Origin of the sequence: Solihabitans fulvus (assembly GCF_008386585.1) — a bacterium.
Classification (GTDB): Bacteria; Actinomycetota; Actinomycetes; order Mycobacteriales; family Pseudonocardiaceae; genus Solihabitans; species Solihabitans fulvus.
This window is the reverse complement of the sequence record NZ_VUOB01000022.1, coordinates 309,604-324,758: the sequence shown is the minus strand read 5'-3', so window position 1 is coordinate 324,758 and position 15,155 is coordinate 309,604. Positions and strand designations below refer to the sequence as shown.

The window sequence follows — 15,155 nt, the reverse complement described above, 5'->3', positions numbered from 1 at the left end:
GGAGATCCACGCAATGCGCACTTTCCTTCGATCCCACGCGGCGGTTACGGTCGCCGCGTGCCGGGACTCGACGGAGATCAGATCAGGCGGCGGCTCGCCGACGCGCGGTTGTACCTGTGCACCGACGCACGGGCAGGCCGGGGCGACCTCGCAGAGTTCCTGGACGCGGCGCTGGCCGGTGGCGTCGACGTCGTCCAGCTGCGGGACAAGGCCGACGGCCCGCTCGAGGCGCGGCAGGAACTGGCGGCGCTCGAGGTGTTCGCGGAGGCGTGCGCGCGGCACGGCGCGCTGCTGTCGGTGAACGATCGTGCCGACGTGGCGCTCGCGGCCGGGGCGGACGTGCTGCACCTGGGCCAGGACGACCTGCCGGTGTCCGTCGCGCGACGGATCCTCGGCGAGGACGTGGTGATCGGCCGCTCCACGCACGACCGCGCGCAGGCGGCGGCCGCGGCCGGCGAGCCAGGCGTGGACTACTTCTGCGTCGGACCGTGCTGGCCGACGCCGACCAAGCCGGGCCGGACCGCGCCGGGACTGAGCCTGGTCCGGGACGCGGCGGCGCTCGACGGCGACCGGCCGTGGTTCGCCATCGGCGGGATCGACCACGGACGGCTGGACGAGGTGCTGGCCGCCGGGGCTGACCGGGTGGTGGTCGTCCGCGCGATCACCGAGGCGGCGGACCCGCTGGATGCGGCGCAACGGCTCGCCAAGCGTTTGCGCGGCTGAGGTTTGCGCGGCCAGTCGAGCGCGGCTAGGTCAGGCGCGGCTAGGTCAGGCGCGACTGAGTCGGGCGCTGCCGGGGCGGGCGCGACCGGGTCGGGTGCGACCGGGTCGGGCGCAGTTATCCACAAGGCGACTAGCTGTCCACAGCCCGCCGACTTTCGCGGGCCTCCGCCGATGGACGGCGATACCCTGGCCAGGGGGACAGCCCCCGAGGGAGGGTGGGCTGGCTCTTGGGGCGGGCCGGCTCCTAGGGCGGGCTGGCTCAGTGGCCTCTGTGGCGCGGTGTCCCGCGGAAGTCGTCAGCTCGCTGGCCGGGTCGGGCCCCGGTCGCGATTGGCAGTCGCGGTCAGACGTCGTAGCTGAGGTCGGTTGCGGTGAGGCTGGTGGGACGGACGCGGAGCCAGGCCGTGCCGCGGTCGGCTGGGTCGTCGTGGAGGTAGTGGCGGAACCGGGCGTCCCAGCGAGTCTCGTCGGGGCCGAGGTATCGGCTGAGTTTGCGCAGCCCCCTCGGCACGTCGAAGGGCAGCACTTCGGCGGGCCCTCGGGCGATGACCTGCCGGACGAGGCCGGTGGCCGGGTCGCAGACATCGACGGTGATGGCCAGGGCCGGGTCGGTGCGGACGCGGTCGAGCAGCTTGGCCCACGGGCCGGTGAGGATCCAGAACGCCTCGTCCTCCCACAGGTACCAGGTCGGTCGAACGGTGGGACCGTTGGTGGCGACGCGGGCGGTCAGGGGCTGGGCCAGGAAGGCGTCGATGTCGAAGTCGATCACCATGCCGATTGTGATCGACCGCGCCGGCGCGGCGTCGCCGCGCATCGGGCAACTCACACCGGAACGCCCGAACGCTCGTTGAAATCGTGCTGAACTGCTCGTACCTTTGAAGTTGAAAATTCAACCTTTGGAGGGCTCATGAGCACCTCGCTGGGCCGGATGCCCGCCCTGTACCTGGGTCACGGCGCGCCGCCGCTGGCCGACGACCCGTTGTGGACCGGGCAGCTCGCGGCCTGGTCGGCGGACCTGCCGAGGCCGAAGGCGATCCTGATCGTCTCGGCGCACTGGGAGGCCGAGCCGCTCACGCTCGGCGCGACCAGCACCGTCCCACTGGTCTACGACTTCTGGGGCTTCCCGGACCGCTTCTACCGGGTCACCTACCCCGCCCCCGGCGCGCCCGAGCTGGCCGCCACGGTCCGCAAACTGCTCAGCGGCCAGGGGCCGGTGCGGGACGAGCCCGGCCGCGGCCTCGACCACGGCGCCTACGTGCCGCTCGTGGAGATGTACCCCGATGCCGACATCCCGGTGCTCCAGATCTCCATGCCCAGCCTCGATCCGGCCGTGCTGCTTGAGGTCGGCAGGCGGCTCGCGCCGCTGCGGGACGAGGGCGTGCTGCTGATCGGCAGCGGGTTCCTGACCCACAACCTCGGCGAGATGAGCATGGCGGGCGGCGTCGACCAGCGGCCACCGTCGTGGTCGACCGAGTTCGACGACTGGGCGAACGACGCGCTGACGCGCCTGGACGTCGACGGGCTGCTGGATTTCCAGCACCGCGCGCCGGCCGCCGGACTCGCCCACCCGCGCACCGAGCACTTCGCGCCGCTGTTCGTCTCGCTCGGCGCGAGCCTGGCGCGCGAGACCGCGCCGAAGACGACCGTCGAGGGCTTCTGGTTCGGGCTGTCCAAGCGGTCCGTGCAGTTCGACTGAGCCGACCGAGCGGTCCCGCCGGCCGGATCCCGGACATGGGAGATGCCCCCGGGCCTTGGGGACGGGTGTAAGGCCCGGGGGCACCTCGTCAGGGTCTGTCCGTGGCGGAAGGGGGCCGCCTCGGACAGCCTGGGGCAGGGCCGGCAGGGAACGGCCCCGCCCGGCCAGCTAGCTCGTGACCAGGCGCAGGCCGAAGGACGACAGCGCCTTGTTGATCGGCTGGAAGAACGTCGTGCCGCCAGAGGTGCAGTTGCCGGAACCACCCGAGGTGATGCCCTGCGCCTGCGTGCCGGTGATCCAGGAGCCACCGGAGTCGCCCGGCTCGGCGCAGACGTTGGTCCTGGTCAGCCCGCGCACGGTGCGCTGCGGGTAGTTCACGGTCTGGTTCTTGGCCTGCACGGTGCCGCAGTGCCAGCCGGTGGTCGAGCCGGACCGGCAGATCGAGCCGCCGACCGCCGTCTCGGTCGAGCCCTTGACCGACACGTCCGCGCCGCCGTAGTGGTTGACCTTGCCGGTCAACGTCCACTGCGAGCTCGTGACATCGACCTTGCCGAAGTCACCGCCCGCGCCGAACGTGCTGCCGTTGATGGTGCCCTGGGCCACCTGGTTGTACCCGGAGGCCGCGCCGCCGCCCTCGGTGCAGTGACCCGCCGTGATGTAGTGCTTGCCGCCTCGGCTGTCGGTGGCGCTGAACGCCACCGAGCAGCGGAACCCCGGTCCGTACCAGGCGTCGCCGCCGCGCACGTTGTAGAGCGGCACCGGCACCGCGCCGACCTCGACGACGCTGACGGCGTCGGTCAGGGCCCGGGCGGCGTTCGCGAAGCGGTCGGCGGCCGCGTCGCGGGAGGCCGCGTTGACCTCGACCACGAGCCGGTTCGCCATCGTGTCCACGTACCAACCGGTAACCGAGGCCGGCGCCGCGAACTGGTCGAGTGCGGCCTTCGCCCCGTCGAGTGAACGCTGCGAATGCGCGACGATTTTCGCCTGCGCGCCGGCGGCGGTGACCTGGGCGACCTTCGCCGCGTCGGTGACGCCGACGACGAGCCTGTTACTGGCCGCGTCGTACCACGCGCCGCCGAAACTGCTGCTCAGCGCGCCGCTGAGCCGGGATTCCAGCTCGGTCGCGCGAGCCTGGCCCGCGACTCGGTCACGCGCCTGGTCGGCGGTGAGACCGAGGTCGCGCTGCATCGCGGCGAGGACTTCGGAGGAGGACGAATCGGATTGCGGCGAGCTTGCCGGCGCGGGGTCTGCGGTCGCCGGTACGCTTAGTGCTGTCGCGAGACCGAAGGCCAACGCAGCGGCTCCGACAAGGCGGACCGCACCTGTGCGGTTCATGAGGCGTCTCCCTCATCTTCGGGTGCAGGGAACCCGAGAGCATCGGTTGCAGGGACCCGCTCTCGGGGGAACCAGGGGGACGGGTGGTGGGGCGGCGGCAGGGGTCGCCCCACCCCTTAAATCTTCAGTTGTCGGCGTCCGAGCCCCGATGCTCTGACGGACCGTGGGTCGGTCACCCCGTTGGGTGACGTTATCTTTCTGTGATGTCACGGACGCTGTCACCAACGGCGGCCAAAGTGTGTCACAGCTCACGATTGATCAACTGCGCTGCGTAGTCGTTGACTGTTAACTCGCGCCCAAAGTAATGACAATGTCGACCCAAATCGTGTGAACGTGCACACGATTCGGGCGGACTTCGTGCTGACCGCTGTCACCCCGTAGTGGGCGACCGGTCATCGCGTCGTGGGCGGCGCCTGCCCCCGCTGCGGGGTCTGCTGGCCGGTCGGCGGCTGCGTCGTCGGCGGCTGACCGGTGGTCGGCGGCGGCGCGGTCGTGGTCACCGGTGGCGGGGTCGTGGTCGCCGGCGGGGTCGTCGTGGTCGGCGGTGTGGACGTGGCGGGCGGCTGGCCGCTGGTCGGTGGCGCGGTCGTGGTCGGCGCCGAGCCGGACGGGTGCTGTTGGTCGGCGCCCGACTCCGGCGGGGCCTTCGTGTCGCCGGTCGGGTCCTGCTGGTGCTGGGTCGGCTTTCCGCCGAGCCAGCCGACGGTGGTGCCCTGGTTGCCGCCGGACAGCGGGGAGCCGCGCAACAGCTCGATGCCGGTCACCACGCCCATGCCGAGCAGGAACGCCAGGACTGTCCCGCCGACCAGCACCTGCCAGCGCAGCCGCCGCGCCGGACGGTCACCGTCGGTCGACTCCCCCACCGGGCTGAGCAGCCGGGTCTCCTCGTCCGTGGCCGGGCGGAGCAGTCGGGTCTCTTCGTCCCCGGCAGCAAGGCCCTTGGCACCCGGCAGCGCGGGCCGGTGGAGCTTGACGGTCTCCGCGTCGCCGGCCCGCCAGCGCACGGTGCGGTGGTCGTCGCCCTGCCACCGCGCGGTCGGCGCGGGGCCGCCCTGCCGGCCGGTGGCGGGTCTCTGGCGGTGGACGGCGGGTCTCTGGAGGTCGGTGGCGCCCCGAGGACCCGCGTCGCGTTCCGGTCCGGCCGCCGCGTCGGCAGCGGGCCCGTCGGATTCGTCGGCGGATTTGACCACCCACGCCTTCGCGCCGACCTTGCGGACGCCTTCCTTGGTGCGTTCGAGCGAATGCTGGTAAAGCACGCCCCCGATGGTGCTCACGACGCTCGCCACGCCTGCGCCGACGACCGTGCCGGCCACGCCCAGCTTCGAGCCGAGGAAGGCCGCGGTCACCGCGGCAAGTGCTCCTCCCGCCACCTGCGTCGTCTTGATGTCCAGCTTGCGCGAACTCTTCTCCTGGCCCATGTCTCCCGCCGTTGCGCTGATCCCCTATGTGACTCCCAACGCGACAGACGGGCGGACAGATCCTTCGGTTGGCCAATCGTGAGCATCGACACCATTGACAGTCCACAGTGGACAGCTGTATGGAGTCTTCACACGTAAGGGAATTTCCGAACGCAGACGATCCACTTAGGACTGTGTGTGCTGCGCAGGCCGCACGTGCGTCGGCGGGCCCTCCACGCCGCAGTGCATGCACTCGCCAGGGTGCGGCCGGTCGTCCGGCGCGGCCTCCGCCTCGGGCGCCTGCTCGCCGCGCAGGGTGTTGTTGTCGACGCCGAGCGCGAGCAGCCCGCCGATCGCGGCCGCCGCGGCGCACACCAGCAGCGCCGTCCGCCAGCCCGCCGTGAGCACCGAAGGATCCTTGTACTGCGCGCCGCTCAGCCCGGCGACGGCCGGCAGGATGGCCACCGCGAGCAGGCTGCCCGTCCTCGCCACCGCGTTGTTCACCCCGGAGGCCACCCCGGCGTGTCGGTCCGGCGCGGCGGCCAGCACGGTCGCGGTGACCGGGGCGACCACGGCGGCCAGCCCGAGGCCGAACACCAGGACGCCGGGCAGCACCCCGGTCAGGTAGCTCGCGCCCGGCGCGGCCATCCGCAGCAGCAGCATGCCGGCCGCGATCAGCAGCGGGCCGACCACCAGCTGCCAGCGCGGCCCGACGCGCTGGGCCAGCCGTCCCGACCTGGCCGACAGCAGCAGCATGATGATCGTGATCGGCAGCCCGGCGAGGCCCGCCGCGGTCGGCGCGTAGCCGAGCGAGACCTGGAGCTGGAGCACGAGCAGCACCATGACCCCGCCGAGCGCCGCGTACACCAGGAACGTCAGCGCGTTGGCCAGCACGAACGTGCGATTGGCGAACAGCTCCGGCGGCACCGTCGGATCGGCGCCCTTCGCCTGGAGCAGCCCGAAGGAGATCAGCGCGAGCAGGCCGACACCGCCGGCCAGCAGCACGACGGGGTCGCCGATGCCGCGCGCGGGCGCCTCCACCAACGCGGCGGTCACCCCGGCCAGTCCGACGGCGCCGAGCACCGCGCCGAGCACGTCGGGGCGTCCGGTCATCTCCAGGTCGCGGGACTCGGGCACGTGCCGCCTGGTCAGCCACACGCAGAAGGCGGCGACCGGCAGGTTGACCAGGAACGCCAGCCGCCAGGACCACGCCTGCACCAGCAGGCCGCCGACCAGCGGGCCGATCGCGGCGGCGATGCCGGACAGCCCGGACCAGGCCCCGATGGCGCGCGCCCGGTCCTCCCTGACGAACGAGGACTGGAGGATGGCCAGCGAGCCGGGGGTGAGCAGCGCGCCGCCGACGCCCTGGAGCACGCGGGCGGCCACCAGCGTCTGCGTGTTCGGGGCGAGCCCGCACAGCAGGGACGCCGTGCCGAACCACATCACGCCGAACAGGAACACCCGTCGCCTGCCGTACCGGTCGCCGAGCGAGCCCGCGATGAGGATCAGCGACGCGAGCGACAGCAGGTAGCCGTCGAGAATCCACTGGAGTCCGGTGACCGAGGCCCCCAGCTCCGCGCCGATCCTGGGCAGCGCGACGTTGACGATCGTGCCGTCCAGCATGGCCATGCCCGAGCCGAGGATCGTCGCGGCCAGCACCCATCTGGCCCGCGGGCCGCCCCAGGGAACTACCTCGGTCACCGCTTGGTTCGCCACCCCCGCATTGTCGGTGCTCCGAGGTGAATACGCACGGACCTAGGAGGGCCGGTTGAGCGTGGCGACGAACTTGTAGCGGTCGCCCCGGTAGACCGAGCGGACCCACTCCACCGGGTTGCCCTCGGTGTCGAACGAGTGCCGGGACAGCAGCAGCATCGGCAGGCCGATGTCCGCGCCGAGCAGCTCGGCCTCCTCCGGGCTGGCCAGCGCGGTCTCGATGGTCTCCTCGGCGTGCCCCATCTCGACGCCGAAGCGCTCGCGCAGCACCTGGTAGAGCGACCCGCCAGCCACCACGTAGCGGCGCAGCCCCCGGAACCGGCCGAGCGCGAGGTGGGTGGACTCGATGGCCATCGGCTCGCCGTCGGCCAGCCGGAGCCGGTGCAGGCGGAGCACCTTGGCGCCTGCCCGCACGCCGAGCATCCTGGCCAGTTCGGCCTCGGCGGGCTGTTCGGAGGCCTCCAGCAGCCGTGAGGACGGCTGCCTGCCCTGGGCCCGCATGTCCTCGGTGTAGGAGGACAGCTGGAGCCGCTGGGCGACCTTGGGTTCGGCGGCGAAGGTGCCCTTGCCCTGCACGCGCAGTAGCCGGCCCTCCACCGTGAGTTCGGCAAGCGCTTGCCGAACGGTCGTCCGTGACACGTCGAAGTCGGCCGCGAGCGAGCGTTCCGTCGGGATCGGTGAGCCCGGCGGAAGGGCGCGCAGCAGATCGAGCAGGTGGCGCTTGAGCCCCCAGTACTTCGGCTCCCGCTGCGCGCGGGTCCTCGCGTCAACCACGCCTGCCGGCGTTGTCTCGAGCATGGCCTCCTCCTCGGGCTGCACCCATCTCCCCGGACCAGGATGCCCTGTCAGGCGCTCTTCGCGCGATCAGACCCCCCGACAAGTGGGCCGCCCAGTCATCGGATGACTTTGCAACGTCTTCGCAACCGTCTTGACAGGAGGGGTGCCGACGCCCACGCTGCTCCCCATTGGTCTACACCACTTTCACGTAATCCCGGCGATGGCGCCGGGCTGGGGAAAGGGCGAATTGCTGTGAAGGGCTGGAAGGGATTGGCAGTCGGCGTCACCGCGGTGGCGCTGGCGGTAGCCGGTTGTGGTTCAAAATCGGACTCGGGCTCCGGCAGCGGTGGGAACAAGACCCTCACCGTCTGGCTGATGACCGGGTCGGCTCCGACGACGCTGACAGACGCACTGAACAAGGAGTTCGCCGACGCCCACCCCGGCGTGAAGGTCGACTACCAGGTCCAGCAGTGGGACGGCATCCAGCAGAAGCTGACCACCGCGCTGGCCAGCAAGACCCCGCCGGACGTCATCGAGCTGGGCAACACGCAGACCGCCCAGTTCGCCGACCAGGGCACCCTGACCGACCTCTCGGGCTCGGTCAAGGACCTCAACGGCGACCAGTGGCTCGCCGGGCTCAAGGAGTCCGGCGCGTGGAAGGGCAAGCAGTACGGCTTCCCCTTCTACGCCGCCAACCGCACGGTGATCTACCGCAAGGACCTGTTCCAGGCGGCGGGCATCGCGCAGCCGCCGACGTCCAACGCCGAGTGGCTTGACGACATCGCCAAGCTCAAGGCCGCCAACGCGAGCGACCCCGAGTTCCAGTCGCTGTACCTGCCCGGTCAGTCCTGGTACTCGCTGCTGTCGTTCATCTGGGACAACGGCGGCGACGTCGCCACCAAGAGCGGCGACGCCTTCAAGGCCGCGCTGGACACCCCCGGCGCCAAGGCCGGCGTCAACTTCTACAAGCAGCTCGTCGACGCGTCGGGCACCAAGGCGCCGAAGGACACCGACGAGGCCAAGCCGCAGCAGTCCGACGTGTTCGGCAAGGGCAAGGTCGCGATGATGCTCGCGCTGCCATGGGAGGCGGCCGGCGCCATCAAGGCCGACCCGACCCTGAAGGACAAGGTCTCGGCCTTCCCGATCCCGTCCAAGGACGCCGGCAAGACCGCGCCCGTGTTCCTCGGCGGCTCGAACCTGTCGATCCCCGCGACCAGCCAGAACGCCGACCTGGCCAAGGACTACCTGAAGCTGCTCAGCAGCGCCAAGTACCAGGGCCAGCTCGCCAAGGGCGGCGCGGTGCCCGGCACCAGCACCGACGTGAGCGGCATGGACTCCGACCCGATCGCTTCGGCGATGGGCAAGGCTTCCAAGGCCGGCAAGGTCACCCCGATCACCCCGAAGTGGGGCCCGATCGAGGCCGGCCAGAACCCGCTGAAGAACATGCTCACCGCGGTGCTCACCGGCGCCAAGAGCGTGGACGACGCGCTGGCAGAGGCCAACGCGGCGATCAACAAGGCACTGAGCTGACCTCGCCGTAATGACTCGGAACACGAACACCGCGGTGCCGGCGGGGGTCTCCTCGCCGGCACCGCGTTCCGCAACGGTGGGAGGCGACACCGTCGGAAGTCGGCCTGCCGGCCCGGCCAAGCGCCGTGCCCGCAGGCCGCAGGCGTTGCCCTACCTGCTGCTCGCGCCAGCCGTGCTCGCGATCCTGGCGCTGTTGGGGTGGCCGGTCATCTCCGTGGCCATCACCAGCTTCCGCAAGCTCGACCTCGGTGAACTGGTCCGGGGCGAGGTCACCTGGGTCGGCCTGGACAACTACCGCGAGGTGCTCACCGACTCCGACTTCTGGTCCATCACGCTGCGCACCGTCGTGTTCACCGGCTGCTGTGTTGCCGGGATCGTGCTCGGCGGACTGGTCGTCTCACTGCTGATGCGGCACGTCCCGCCCGCCGTGCGGGTGGTGTTGCAGCTGAGCATGGTGCTCGCCTGGGCCATGCCGATCGTCGCGGCGACGACCGTGTTCCAGTGGATCTTCGACCAGAACTACGGGATCCTGAACAAGACCCTGGTGAAGTTCGGGTTCGACAGCTTCGCCGGCCACGCGTGGTTCACCACCGGCTTCAGCACGATGACCGTGATCGTGGTCCTGATCGCCTGGCAGGGCATCCCGTTCGCCGCGTTCACGCTGTACGCCGGCATGCTCAGCGTGCCGGGCGACCTTTACGAGGCCGCCGGGATCGACGGCGCCAACCCGTGGCAGACCTTCCGCGCGGTGACCTGGCCAGCCATCCGGCCGCTGGTGACGCTGACCAGCTTCCTGTCCCTGTTGTGGGACTTCAAGGTCTTCACGCAGGTGTGGGCGATGAAGGAGGGCGGGCCGAACGGCGAGAGCACGACGTTGCCGGTGCTCCAGTACCTCAAGGGCATCGCCGGCAACCACTTCGGCGTCGCCGCCGCGGTGAGCGTGCTGATGATCATCGTGTTGGTCCTGGTGACCGCGCAGTACCTGCGGTTGCTGCTGCGCTCGCAGGAGGTGGAGCTGTGAGGACGAAGAAGATCGTCATCTCGATCGTCGCGGTGGTGGTCGCGGTCGTGTTCGCCTTCCCCACCTACTGGATGGTGACCAGCGCGCTCAAGCCGAGCAAGGACCTGCTGTCCACCGGCTACGACCTGCTGCCGACCAGCATCACCCTCCAGCACGTGCTCGACGCGGTCGGCAAGCCGAACTTCGCCAAGATGCTCGGCAACAGCCTGTTCGTCTCGATCGGCGCTGTGCTCTGCTCGCTGGTCGCCGGGCTGCTCGCCGCGGTGCCGCTGGCGCGGTTGAAGTTCCGTGGCCGCAAGGGTTTCGTGCTGCTGTTGCTGGTCGCGCAGATGGCCCCGTTCGAGGCGCTGCTGATCCCGATGTTCCTGCTGATGCGGGATCTCGACCTGCTCGACCAGCTGCCCTCGCTGGTGCTCATCTACTTCGCGGCGACGCTGCCGTTCACCGCGTGGACGCTGCGCGGGTTCGTCCAGGGCATCCCGGTCGACCTCGAGGAGGCCGCGATGGTCGACGGCTGCGGCCGCTGGGGTGCCTTCCGCAGGGTGACGCTGCCGCTGCTCGGCCCCGGCCTGGTGGCGACCTCGATCTTCGGCTTCATCACCGCGTGGAACGAGTTCCTCTACGCCTTCACGTTCATGAAGACCGACACCAACTACACGCTGCCGGTGTGGCTGTCCTCGTTCCAGACCAACTTCGGCACCGACTGGGGCGGCACGATGGCCGCCTCGGCGCTGTTCACCGTCCCGGTGCTGATCTTCTTCCTCTTCGTGCAACGCAACCTCGTCGCCGGCGTGACCTCCGGCGCCGTGAAGGGATAACCGCATGTCCACAGTGGACGGTTCGCTGCGGCGACTGGCGGCTTCGGTGCTGCTGCCGGGCTTCGAGGGCACCACCGCTCCGGACTGGCTGCTGCGGAGAGTCGGCGACGGCCTCGGCGGCGTGGTGTTGTTCGGCCGCAACGTGGTGAACGACGAACAGGTCACCGCGCTCACCGCGAGTCTGCGCGCCGCCCGGCCCGGCGTGGTGATCGGCATCGACGAGGAGGGCGGCGACGTCACCCGCCTCGACGCCGGCCGGGGCTCGGACGTGCCGGGCAGCCACGCGCTCGGCGCGGCCGACGACGTCGACCTGACCCGCGCGGTGGCCGCGGCGATGGGCGCGCGGCTGTCGGCCTGCGGCATCACCGTCGACCTCGCGCCGTCGGCCGACCTGAACCTGACCCTGGACGACCCGGTGATCGGGGTGCGGGCCTTCGGCTCCAACCCGACGGCGGCCGCGCGGCACGTCGCCGCGTTCGTCGAGGGCCTCCAGTCCAGCGGCGTCGCGGCGTGCGCGAAGCACTTCCCCGGCCACGGCGCGTCCGCGGTGGACTCGCACCTCGCGCTGCCGGTGCTGCCGCGCACCGAGGACGAGCTGCGCGCGGTCGAGCTGGTGCCGTTCCAGGCCGCGGTGCACGCCGGGGTCCGCTCGGTGATGACCGGCCACCTGGTGGTGACGGCGTGGGGCGAGCAGCCCGCCACGCTCAACCCGCGCGCGGTGCAGGTGCTGCGCGAGGAGCTCGGCTTCACCGGCGCGATCATCACCGACGCGCTGGACATGCGGGCCGTCGCCGGCACCACCGGCATGGCCGACGGGGCCGTGCGGGCGATCGCGGCCGGTGTCGACGCGCTGTGCGTCGGCGGCGAGCCGCTCGACGAGGCCGGGGTCGACTGGCTGGTTGACGCCCTGGTCGAGGCCGTGGTCAGCGGCGAGCTGCCGGAGTCGAGGCTGGTCGAGGCGGCCGCGCGGATGGCTGCGCTCGGCGTCTCGCCCGTCGGGGCGACCGGGCACGACCACTCGCTCGGCCTGCACGCGGCGCGGCTGGCGATCCAGGTGCGCGGCGACCTCAGGCTGCCCGACGCTCCCCTGGTGCTGGACCTGATGGTGCCGCCGACGATCGCGGTCGGCGACGTGCCGTGGGGGCTCGGCCCGTACCTGACCGAGCTGCTGCCCGGCACCACCGTGCTGGCCACGAGGTCCATCACGCCGGAGGAAGTCGAGGCAATCGCGGCCGGTCGGCCTGTCGTGGTTGTCACTCGGGACGCGCACCGGCACGCTTGGGCTCGCGAGCTGGTCACCGGGTTGGCTAGGATTGGTCTAGACCTAGTGCACGTCGAGACCGGTGTGCCGGGTCCCGACCTGGGCACTCGTGCCCGCATCGACACTCACGGAGGCTCTCGGGTGTCCCTGCGCGCCGCGGCAGAGCGGATCGCGGGGGCCGTCGCCAGCCCCGTGTCGGGAGGAACGAAGTGACCAGCCAGAACGAGCCCGGCAAGCACATGAGCGCGGAGGTCTCGGCGCAGCCCGCGATCTTCGCCGGCCTGGTCGAGCGCCGCGCCGAGATCGCCGAGGTCGCCGAGCAGGTGCGGCGGCGCAAGCCCAGGTTCGTGCTGCTGGCCGCCAGGGGGTCGAGCGACCATGCCGCCCTGTACGCCAAGTACCTCACCGAGGTGCTGCTCGAACTGCCGGCCGGCCTCGTGTCGCCGTCGACCACCACGCTCTACGGCGCGCAGCCCGACCTGACCGACGTGCTGGTCGTGTCGGTCAGCCAGAGCGGCGGCTCGCCCGACCTGTTGGAGGTCACCGAGTCGGCCCGCCGCAGGGGCGCGCTGACCGTGGCCGTCACCAACACGGCGGACTCCCCGCTGAACCAGGCCGCCGAGCTGTCGGTGGACATCGGCGCGGGCGTTGAGCTGGCCGTGGCCGCCACCAAGACCTACTCGGCCACCCTGCTCGCGCTGTACCTGCTGATCGACGCCGTGCGCGGCGGCGACGGCGAGCACGTCAGGAACATCGGCGAGCTGGCCCAGGCGACGCTGGACGGATCGGTGGACGCCGTGGCCGAGGCCGTGCGCCGCTACCGGTTCGTCGAGCGGGTGATCACCACCGGTCGCGGCTACTCCTCGGCCACCGCGGCCGAGGCCGCGCTGAAGCTGGCCGAGACGAGCTACCTCGCGGCGCGCGCCTACAGCGGGGCCGACCTGCTGCACGGCCCGGTGGCCGCCGTTGACGCGGAGACGGCCGTGCTCGCGGTGACCAGCCTCGGCAAGGGCGGCGCCGCCATGAAGGACGTGCTGGACGTCGTGCACCAGCGCGGCGCGGACGTGCTGGCGGTCGGCTCCGCCGCCTCGGACGCCGCCGCCGCGCTGCGGATCCAGGTGGCCGAGAGCGCCGAGGAGGTGGCCCCGATCCTGGAGGTGCTGCCCGTGCAGCGGCTGGCCCTCGGCCTGTCGCTGGCCAGGGGCGGCGACCCGGACGCGCCGCGCGGCCTGAAGAAGGTCACCAAGACGCTCTGAGCGTTACCCGACCGGACAACCCAAACGCACTGTGGCCCGACGCGATTCGCGTTGGGCCAGAGTGCGTTTTGGCTTTGGCGCTTTGGTTGCGGTGCTTTGGATGTGGTGCGGCCTCTAGTTCGCGGCCGTTGGGACTCGGGTGAACAGTCGGCCGGCGAGGTCTACGCCGACGATCGCGCCGCTGTCGTCGCGGGTGAAGAAGCCGCGCTGCCCCGTCATGCCGCCCTCGGTGACGATGTACTCGTCGCCGTCGCCGGGCAGCAGGCCCATCGCCGCAGGCGGGTAGTCCGAGGGCATCTCGGTGTCCGACGCCGCGCGGATCTCCGGCTTGATCCCGACCCCCAGCGTCAGCCCGGCCTCGTCGGCGGCGATGACGAGCGTCATGACGTCGATGTCGTAGATCCCGGCGATTTCCTCGGCCCGCGCCGGGTCGTGCGGCAGCGGCTCGGGGTCGCGGTCGACCACGCCGAGGTAGTGCTCCAGCGCCCATCGGACGATGGCCTGGTTGACGGCGGGGCCGTGCGGGCCCGCGTTGGACATCACGGTGATGGCGAAGTTCCGCTCCGGCACGGTGAGCAGCTCGGCGAACTGGCCGTTGCCCGACCCGCCGTGCCCGACGGTGCGGACGCCGTCCACGTCGCGCAGGAACCAGCAGAGGCCGAAGGCGTCGCCGAGCGTGCTGCCCTGCAACTCGACCGTCGGCTCCTGCATCCTGGCCAGCAGGTCGGCGGGCAGCACCGTGGCGCCGCTGTCCGCGCGGCCGTCGCCGAGGTGGAACCGGGCCCAGCGGAGCTGGTCGGCCACCGTGGACACGATGCCGCCGCCGGGGTTGTTGCCCCTGGTGTCCTTCCACTGCCGCGCGACGGCCAGCTCGCCGTCCTCGTCCAGGTTGTGCCCGACGGCGAACCGCCGGGTGATGGCGTGGTCGAGCGTGTAGGTGGTGTCCGACAGCCCAAGCGGTTCGAGCGCGAGCGAGGCGACGGCCTGCTCGAAGGTCAGGCCGGTGACCTTCTCGATGATCCGACCGAGCAGGTTGTAGCCGGCCTGGCTGTAGGAGGCGCGCGCCCCGACGGGCGCGATCTGCGCCAGCTCGGCCATCCGCGCCACGTAGCCCGCCAGGGCGTCGTCGCCGTCACCGGTCTCGACGACGAGGCGAACGCCGAGGCCAGCGGTGTGGTTGAGCAGGTTCAGCACGGTCAGCTCCGCCGCGGCCCGCTCGTCGGCGAGCACCAGCTCGGGGACGTAGCGACGCACCGGCGCGTCCAGCTCGACCAGCCCGTCGGCGACCAGGCGCAGCAGCACGGTCGCCGTGAAGCTCTTCGACACCGAGCCGAGCACGAACAGCGTGTCCCTGTCGACGGGCAGCGGGTTGTCGAGGCTCGTCACGCCGTGGCAGGCGTAGCTCTCCTTGCCGTCGACCAGGATCCCCACGGCGACGCCGGGGACGCCGAACTTGACCGCGGTCTCCCGGACGAACTCGGACAGCGTGTCCTGTGACATGGGGTTCCCCTTTTTCGCGTCGTTCGCAGGCCGTCGGGCCGGCCCTGGTGGCCTGCGCAGCGACTTGCACTGTGTTCAAGTGGAACGTTAGCCCACGACTTGAACACAGTGCAAGAGGGTTCCAGAAC

The 15,155-nt window shown here is 71.3% G+C and carries 13 protein-coding genes; 7 read left to right on the top strand and 6 right to left on the bottom strand.

What is annotated here, in order from left to right; translation table 11 throughout:
* Positions 1–57 precede the first annotated feature (57 nt).
* Entirely contained in the window at positions 58–723 is a 666-nt protein-coding gene (thiE, locus tag F0L68_RS14210) for a thiamine phosphate synthase (RefSeq protein ID WP_149849993.1), read from the top strand.
* Between the two features lie 343 nt (positions 724–1,066).
* Here thiE and F0L68_RS14205 read toward each other — a convergent pair whose 3' ends face one another.
* Positions 1,067–1,537, bottom strand: coding sequence for a pyridoxamine 5'-phosphate oxidase family protein (locus F0L68_RS14205; protein ID WP_223198774.1), 471 nt, complete (start codon positions 1,535–1,537; stop codon positions 1,067–1,069).
* Between the two features lie 93 nt (positions 1,538–1,630).
* On the opposite strand from F0L68_RS14205, the gene F0L68_RS14200 reads away from it, so the two are divergent.
* Positions 1,631–2,419 (top strand): dioxygenase family protein, encoded by a 789-nt coding sequence (locus tag F0L68_RS14200; protein WP_149849992.1) that lies wholly within the window; start codon positions 1,631–1,633, stop codon positions 2,417–2,419.
* 168 nt (positions 2,420–2,587) lie between these two features.
* Here F0L68_RS14200 and F0L68_RS14195 read toward each other — a convergent pair whose 3' ends face one another.
* The 4 genes from F0L68_RS14195 to F0L68_RS14180 form a co-directional block, all read right to left on the bottom strand.
* Complete coding sequence (locus F0L68_RS14195; RefSeq protein WP_306463151.1) at positions 2,588–3,607, bottom strand: S1 family peptidase; 1,020 nt, start codon at positions 3,605–3,607, stop codon at positions 2,588–2,590.
* 539 nt (positions 3,608–4,146) lie between these two features.
* Positions 4,147–5,172: a hypothetical protein gene (locus F0L68_RS14190; RefSeq protein WP_149849990.1), complete on the bottom strand. Its 1,026-nt coding sequence runs from the start codon at positions 5,170–5,172 to the stop codon at positions 4,147–4,149.
* Positions 5,173–5,337: 165 nt separating this feature from the next.
* Complete coding sequence (locus F0L68_RS14185) at positions 5,338–6,780, bottom strand: MFS transporter (RefSeq protein WP_240542970.1); 1,443 nt, start codon at positions 6,778–6,780, stop codon at positions 5,338–5,340.
* Between the two features lie 126 nt (positions 6,781–6,906).
* Positions 6,907–7,662, bottom strand: coding sequence for a GntR family transcriptional regulator (locus F0L68_RS14180; RefSeq protein ID WP_149849989.1), 756 nt, complete (start codon positions 7,660–7,662; stop codon positions 6,907–6,909).
* A gap of 231 nt (positions 7,663–7,893) precedes the next feature.
* Here F0L68_RS14180 and F0L68_RS14175 point away from each other — a divergent pair, with 231 nt between their 5' ends.
* From F0L68_RS14175 to F0L68_RS14155, 5 genes are read left to right on the top strand one after another with little or no spacing between them, the layout of a single operon-like run.
* The gene (locus F0L68_RS14175) at positions 7,894–9,171 is read left to right on the top strand and encodes a sugar ABC transporter substrate-binding protein (RefSeq protein ID WP_149849988.1); all 1,278 of its coding nucleotides are present in this window, start codon (positions 7,894–7,896) and stop codon (positions 9,169–9,171) included.
* Between the two features lie 10 nt (positions 9,172–9,181).
* On the top strand, positions 9,182–10,192 hold the full coding sequence (locus F0L68_RS14170) for a carbohydrate ABC transporter permease (protein ID WP_149849987.1): 1,011 nt from the start codon (positions 9,182–9,184) through the stop codon (positions 10,190–10,192).
* Positions 10,189–11,010, top strand: coding sequence for a carbohydrate ABC transporter permease (locus tag F0L68_RS14165; protein WP_223198773.1), 822 nt, complete (start codon positions 10,189–10,191; stop codon positions 11,008–11,010). Before F0L68_RS14170 ends, F0L68_RS14165 begins: the two co-directional genes overlap by 4 nt.
* A gap of 4 nt (positions 11,011–11,014) precedes the next feature.
* Entirely contained in the window at positions 11,015–12,484 is a 1,470-nt protein-coding gene (locus F0L68_RS14160) for a glycoside hydrolase family 3 N-terminal domain-containing protein (protein WP_149849986.1), read from the top strand.
* A gap of 26 nt (positions 12,485–12,510) precedes the next feature.
* A complete protein-coding gene (locus F0L68_RS14155; RefSeq protein WP_188316575.1) occupies positions 12,511–13,527 on the top strand; it encodes an SIS domain-containing protein in 1,017 nt (338 codons plus the stop codon).
* A gap of 114 nt (positions 13,528–13,641) precedes the next feature.
* On the opposite strand, the gene F0L68_RS14150 is transcribed toward F0L68_RS14155, so the two are convergent.
* Positions 13,642–15,027 (bottom strand): serine hydrolase domain-containing protein, encoded by a 1,386-nt coding sequence (locus F0L68_RS14150; protein ID WP_149849984.1) that lies wholly within the window; start codon positions 15,025–15,027, stop codon positions 13,642–13,644.
* Positions 15,028–15,155: the final 128 nt, after the last annotated feature.

What these genes read in the sequence shown, in the direction of transcription:
- F0L68_RS14205 (WP_223198774.1), bottom strand. Translation starts at nt 1,537, where the DNA reads ATGCGCGGCGACGCCGCGCCGGCGCGGTCGATCACAATCGGCATGGTG.
- F0L68_RS14200 (WP_149849992.1), top strand. Translation starts at nt 1,631, where the DNA reads ATGAGCACCTCGCTGGGCCGGATGCCCGCCCTGTACCTGGGTCACGGC.
- F0L68_RS14195 (WP_306463151.1), bottom strand. Translation starts at nt 3,607, where the DNA reads ATGCAGCGCGACCTCGGTCTCACCGCCGACCAGGCGCGTGACCGAGTC.
- F0L68_RS14190 (WP_149849990.1), bottom strand. Translation starts at nt 5,172, where the DNA reads ATGGGCCAGGAGAAGAGTTCGCGCAAGCTGGACATCAAGACGACGCAG.
- F0L68_RS14185 (WP_240542970.1), bottom strand. Translation starts at nt 6,780, where the DNA reads ATGGCCATGCTGGACGGCACGATCGTCAACGTCGCGCTGCCCAGGATC.
- F0L68_RS14180 (WP_149849989.1), bottom strand. Translation starts at nt 7,662, where the DNA reads ATGCTCGAGACAACGCCGGCAGGCGTGGTTGACGCGAGGACCCGCGCG.
- F0L68_RS14170 (WP_149849987.1), top strand. Translation starts at nt 9,182, where the DNA reads ATGACTCGGAACACGAACACCGCGGTGCCGGCGGGGGTCTCCTCGCCG.
- F0L68_RS14160 (WP_149849986.1), top strand. Translation starts at nt 11,015, where the DNA reads ATGTCCACAGTGGACGGTTCGCTGCGGCGACTGGCGGCTTCGGTGCTG.
- F0L68_RS14155 (WP_188316575.1), top strand. Translation starts at nt 12,511, where the DNA reads ATGAGCGCGGAGGTCTCGGCGCAGCCCGCGATCTTCGCCGGCCTGGTC.
- F0L68_RS14150 (WP_149849984.1), bottom strand. Translation starts at nt 15,027, where the DNA reads ATGTCACAGGACACGCTGTCCGAGTTCGTCCGGGAGACCGCGGTCAAG.